General features: G+C 65.6%; 5 protein-coding genes and 1 pseudogene. 3 read left to right on the top strand and 3 right to left on the bottom strand.

All coding sequences use genetic code 11. From position 1 onward, the window contains the following. Positions 1-155, bottom strand: a pseudogene (locus EOD07_RS38610) (IS110 family transposase); the annotation flags it as partial. 360 nt (positions 156-515) lie between these two features. Continuing rightward, on the bottom strand, positions 516-2,378 hold the full coding sequence (locus EOD07_RS21475; protein WP_127236895.1) for a DEAD/DEAH box helicase: 1,863 nt from the start codon (positions 2,376-2,378) through the stop codon (positions 516-518). Positions 2,379-2,992: 614 nt separating this feature from the next. Here EOD07_RS21475 and EOD07_RS21465 point away from each other — a divergent pair. Continuing rightward, positions 2,993-4,027, top strand: a complete 1,035-nt coding sequence (locus tag EOD07_RS21465) for an aspartate-semialdehyde dehydrogenase (protein WP_127236893.1) — start codon at positions 2,993-2,995, stop codon at positions 4,025-4,027. A gap of 15 nt (positions 4,028-4,042) precedes the next feature. Here the strand turns inward: EOD07_RS21465 and EOD07_RS21460 are convergent, their stop codons facing one another. Beyond that, entirely contained in the window at positions 4,043-4,219 is a 177-nt protein-coding gene (locus tag EOD07_RS21460) for an ACT domain-containing protein (protein WP_127236892.1), read from the bottom strand. Between the two features lie 137 nt (positions 4,220-4,356). Here EOD07_RS21460 and EOD07_RS21455 point away from each other — a divergent pair, with 137 nt between their 5' ends. Together EOD07_RS21455 and EOD07_RS21450 are read left to right on the top strand one after the other, a co-directional pair. Beyond that, entirely contained in the window at positions 4,357-4,767 is a 411-nt protein-coding gene (locus EOD07_RS21455) for a DoxX family protein (protein WP_127236891.1), read from the top strand. Positions 4,768-4,778: 11 nt separating this feature from the next. Beyond that, a partial coding sequence (locus tag EOD07_RS21450) for an SRPBCC family protein (RefSeq protein ID WP_127236890.1) occupies positions 4,779-5,219 on the top strand: 441 nt, incomplete at its 3' end.

Here is a 5,219-nt window from a genome sequence, read left to right as displayed (position 1 = left end):
TCCATCCCGATCAGCGCCGGCGGTTGCGCGGCGAAGAACTTCGCCACCTGCGCGCGGCGCAGTTGACGCTGCACCACCACGCGCCCGCTCGCATCCACGCCGTGCACCTGAAACACATTCTTGGCCAGATCGATACCAAATCTGATAACTTGCATGACGGACGGTCTCCTCTGCTGGAGGTTAATCACAGCCCAGTTTGGCACATTCGATGCCGCGAGGGGCCGTCCACCCATCATCCTAGGGCGAAGCAAGAAGCGAAGCGACGAGCGCAGACCATAGAATCCATGCCGTGACCTGTGAGCGTCGCGGCGGCGCAGAAGGCCTTCGTTCTGCACCGCCTTTGCCATTCGCGCGAGGTCACGGAATGGATCCTCGGGTCTCCGCGTCCGCTTCGCTCCCGCTCCGCCCGTGGATGACGAAGTTCGGGCGCTTGGGCCAATCTCGAAGGTTGCGATTGCCACCGAAGGAGACCGCAGGCTCTCGCCGCGGGTCGGCTTCCAACTTCCGTCGCGATCCTACGCTGGCCGCTTCTTCTGCTTCTTGCGCTTTGCCGGCCCATCGAACTTTGGCCCGTCGAACTTTGGTTTGTCGAACTTCGCCTTGCCTGGCTTCTTTGCCCAGGGTTTCGCCTCGCCGCCAGGCTGCCGCTCGCCCGGCGCCCGCTTCTCGAATCCGGCCTTCTGGTCGAATGCGTGCTTGCCGCGATGCGGCTTCTTGTCTGGCTTCGGTGGCTGGTAGCCGGCGCGCGACAGGTCCGGCGTGCCATCGATGCGCCGGACCGCGATGCTGCCCTGCAGCTTGCGATCGGGGCCGATCGCGGCGACGAACCGGTCGGCCCAGTCGGCGGCGATCTGCACGAAGGTCTCTTCCGGCTGCATCTTGATGGCGCCGATCTCGCGCTTGGACATGCCGGCGGTGCGGCACAGCATCGGGATCAGCCAGCGCGGCTCGGCATTCTGCCGGCGGCCGACCGAGAGCGAGAACCAGACGCTGTCGCCGAAATCGTCGCGGCGCGCGGGTGCCTCGTTGCGGCGTGCGAACTTTTCCTTCGACGGCGCGAAAGGCGCGACATCGATCAGATCCTCGGGCGCCGAGCGGCTTCCCCGGCAAAGCCGCACGAAGGCGGCGGCCACCAGTTCGGCGCCGTGCCGTTCCAGAAGCGCGGCGGCGAAGTCGCGCTCCTCGTCCTTCACCGGCTCGCCGAAGGACGGGTCGGCCAGGATGCGCTCGTCGTCGCGCCGCAGCACCTCGTCGGCCGAGGGCGGGCTCGCCCAGGTCGCGGTGAGGCCGGCATTGGCGAGCAGCCGCTCGGTGCGCCGGCGGGCATTGCCGGGCACGATCAGCGCGCTCACCCCTTTTCGTCCGGCACGCCCGGTGCGGCCGCTGCGATGCAGCAGCGTCTCCGGGTTGCTCGGCAGGTCGGCGTGGATGACGAGATCGAGATTGGGCAGGTCGATGCCGCGTGCCGCGACATCCGTCGCGATGCAGACCTTGGCGCGGCCGTCGCGCATCGCCTGCAGGGCGTGGCTGCGCTCGTTCTGGCTGAGCTCGCCGGACAGCGCCACGACAGAGAAATTGCGGTTGTTGAAGCGCGCCGTGAGGTGGTTCACCGCCGCGCGGGTGTTGCAGAACACCATCGCGTTGGCTGCCTCGTAATAGCGCAGCACGTTGATGATGGCGTTCTCGCGATCGGCGGGCGCGACGGAAAGCGCGCGGTATTCGATGTCGAGATGCTGCTTTTCCTCGCCGCCGGCCGTGATGCGCACGGCGTCGCGCTGATAACCCTGCGCAAGCGTGGCGATGGAGCGCGGCACGGTGGCGGAAAACATCAGCGTGCGGCGTTCGGCGGGCGCGGCGTCGAGGATGAATTCGAGGTCCTCGCGAAAGCCGAGATCGAGCATCTCGTCGGCCTCGTCCAGCACCACGGCTTTCAGCGCCGACATATCCAGCGCGCCGCGCGTGATGTGGTCGCGCAGCCGGCCGGGCGTGCCGACGACGATATGGGCGCCGCGCTCCAGCGCGCGCCGCTCGGTGCGCATGTCCATGCCGCCGACGCAGGAGGCGATATGCGCCCCGGTCAGTTCATAGAGCCATTCCAGCTCGCGCCGCACCTGCAGCGCCAGCTCGCGCGTCGGCGCCACGACCAGTCCCAGCGGCACGCCGGCATCGCCAAAGCGGTCGGCGCCGCCAAGCAGGGTCGGGGCCACGGCAAGGCCGAAGGCGACGGTCTTGCCGGAGCCGGTCTGCGCCGACACCAACGCGTCGGCCTCGCCGAGTCCAGGCTCCAGCACCGCCTTCTGCACCGGCGTCAGCGCCGAATAACCGCGCTTTTCCAGCGCCTCTGCCAGCGCAGGAACGATCGTTTCGATACTGGACATTTTCTTCTTTCGGAATTCGGGGGTCTGTGCTCATCACGGAGCACAAGGCCGGCACTGCGCCGGCCAAAGGATATTTCCGGCGTTCCTACTTCCTGCGGCCGTCATTGTACAGAGCAGGCGGCACCGCCTTTCCCTTCTCCCCTTGCGGGAGAAGGTGGATCGGCGCGCAGCGCCGAGACGGAAGGGGTGTTCCAGCGAAGTGAGACGCTGGCTGGCGTTCGATACTTCAACGCGGCGATCCTTCCAGCACCCCTCATCCGACCGAGCTTCGCTCGGCCACCTTCCCCCACAAAGGGGGAAGGGGAGGGCCGCGCTGGCAATTGACTCTTTCCGCAAACCGCGTAAAAGCCCGCGTCGAACGGGATCGTTATTCGATGCGCGGCCTTTTGATGGCTCTTCTTGCATTCGATGCCCCCGGCCGCGATGCACAACATCGGGCCGGGCGCTTCGGCGCGTCCGTCCGTTCCAGCAAAACTACGGCCAAAACCACCACCAAAACGGTGTGATTCCCTTGGCCTAACCACCCTCTCCCGGGTCCGGCCCGGGGGACGAAACCCGCAACAGGCCGGCGGGTTTTCTCCAACAACCAAGCGGAGAGGGACAGGAGATATCAGATGAGTTTCAAGGTTGCGGTAGTCGGCGCCACGGGCAATGTGGGCCGCGAAATGCTCAACATTCTGGACGAGCGCGGCTTCCCGGTGAGCGAAGTGGTGGCGCTGGCCTCGCGGCGCAGCCAGGGCACCGAAGTGTCCTTCGGCGACCGCACGCTGAAGGTCAAGGCGCTCGACACCTACGACTTTTCCGACACCGACCTCTGCGTCATGTCGGCCGGCGGCAACGTGTCCAAGGAATGGTCGCCCAAGATCGGCAAGCAGGGCTGCGTCGTCATCGATAATTCCTCGGCCTTCCGCTACGATCCGGACGTGCCGCTGATCGTGCCGGAGGTGAACCCGGACGCGGTCTCGCTGTTTACGCGCAAGAACATCATCGCCAATCCGAACTGCTCGACGGCGCAGCTGGTCGTGGCGCTGAAGCCGCTGCATGATGTCGCCACCATCAAGCGCGTCGTCGTCGCCACCTACCAGTCGGTGTCGGGCGCAGGCAAGGAAGGCATGGACGAGCTCTTCACCCAGACGCGGGCGGTGTTCGTCGCCGACCAGGTCGACGTCAAGAAGTTCACCAAGCGCATCGCCTTCAACGTCATCCCGCATATCGACGTCTTCCTCGACGACGGCTTCACCAAGGAAGAGTGGAAGATGGTGGCCGAGACCAAGAAGATGCTCGACCCCAAGATCAAGCTGACGGCGACCTGCGTGCGCGTGCCGGTGTTCATCGGCCATTCGGAAGCGGTCAACATCGAGTTCGAGAAGCCGATCACGGCGGATGAGGCGCGCGAGATCCTGCGCGAGGCGCCCGGATGCCAGGTGCTCGATAAGCGCGAGGACGGCGGCTACATCACGCCGCTGGAATCGGCCGGCGAGGATGCCACCTTCATCTCGCGCATCCGCGAGGATTCGACCGTCGACAACGGCCTGTCGATGTGGGTCGTCTCCGACAATCTGCGCAAGGGCGCGGCGCTCAACGCCGTGCAGATCGCTGAGCTCCTGGTCGAGCGCGGCCTGATCCAGCCGAAGAAGAAGGCGGCCTGACGGGGTTTCTTTCGCTCACGGGCCGTATCGCCGCTGCCGCGGCAGGCCCTCGCGCTCGCGAAACTGCATGACGGGTTCGAGCCCGGTCGGGATCGGCACGCCAGGCGCCAGCGTGGCGAACAGGTAGGTCCTGGCAAGCAGTCGGGGCGTCATTGACGCCAACAGCCTTTGCAGATCGGTCTCGCCGGTCATCCTGTTTCCTTGCGCTCGATTCATTCCCACTGAATTTGGAAAAGCGCGACCCACCCTGTAGGATCGCCGCGGGGTTCTCCGTCCTTGGTCCGAAGCTGGCAGAAAGCCAGCCCTGGAATCAACAGGAGGGAACATCCATGAGCATTTCCGAAGCCGCGCCTGCTTCAAAAGGCGCTTTGTGGACCGGGCGCGCGCTCAGCGCCGTGGTCGTCCTGTTCATGATCTTCGACGGCGTCATCAAGCTGCCGCCGCTCGAAATCGTCACCCAGACGATGACCGAACTCGGTTGGCCGGCCGACGCCAATGTCGCGCGGCTGCTCGGCGTCGTCGGGCTGATCTCGACCGCGCTCTATGCCCTGCCGCGCACCTCCGTGCTCGGCGCCATCCTGCTCACCGCCTATATGGGCGGCGCGATTTCGACCCATGTGCGGATCGGCAACCCGCTGTTCTCGCACACGCTGTTCGGTGTCTATCTCGGCGTTATCCTGTGGGGCGGTCTTTTCCTGCGCGACGCCAGGGTGCGCGCGCTGATCCCGTTCTCGCGATAGGGAGAAAAGAGATGTTTGCCACCATCCTCATCGTCCTGGTCGTCGTCATCGCCGCCGTGCTCGTCTATGCCGCGACCCGGCCGAACGATTTCGTCGTCACTCGCTCGGCCGCCATCAAGGCGCCGGCGGAGACGATCTTCCCGCTCATCAACGATTTCCGGCGCTGGCCCGAATGGTCGCCCTTCGAAAAGCTCGACCCTCAGATGCAGCGCACGCTGTCCGGCGCCGACAGCGGCAAGGGCGCGGCCTATGCCTGGGAAGGCAACTCCAAGGCCGGCAAGGGCCGTATGGAGATCACAAATTCGGTGCCGTCGTCGCAGGTCGCGCTCAAGCTCGATTTCGAGAAGCCGTTGCGGGCCAACAACACCGTGGACTTCACGCTTTCGCCCTCCGGCGAGGGCACAACCGTCACCTGGGCGATGCGCGGCGCGAGGCCCTTCATCGCCAAGCTG

The organism is Mesorhizobium sp. M2C.T.Ca.TU.002.02.1.1 (assembly GCF_003997225.1).
Note: the sequence above shows the minus strand (reverse complement) of the source record. Positions and strands in the feature narration are given on the sequence as shown.

Bases quoted from the DNA above. Each gene is read 5' to 3' on its own strand.
- EOD07_RS21475 (WP_127236895.1), bottom strand. From the start codon at position 2,378: ATGTCCAGTATCGAAACGATCGTTCCTGCGCTGGCAGAGGCGCTGGAA.
- EOD07_RS21465 (WP_127236893.1), top strand. From the start codon at position 2,993: ATGAGTTTCAAGGTTGCGGTAGTCGGCGCCACGGGCAATGTGGGCCGC.
- EOD07_RS21460 (WP_127236892.1), bottom strand. From the start codon at position 4,219: ATGACCGGCGAGACCGATCTGCAAAGGCTGTTGGCGTCAATGACGCCC.
- EOD07_RS21455 (WP_127236891.1), top strand. From the start codon at position 4,357: ATGAGCATTTCCGAAGCCGCGCCTGCTTCAAAAGGCGCTTTGTGGACC.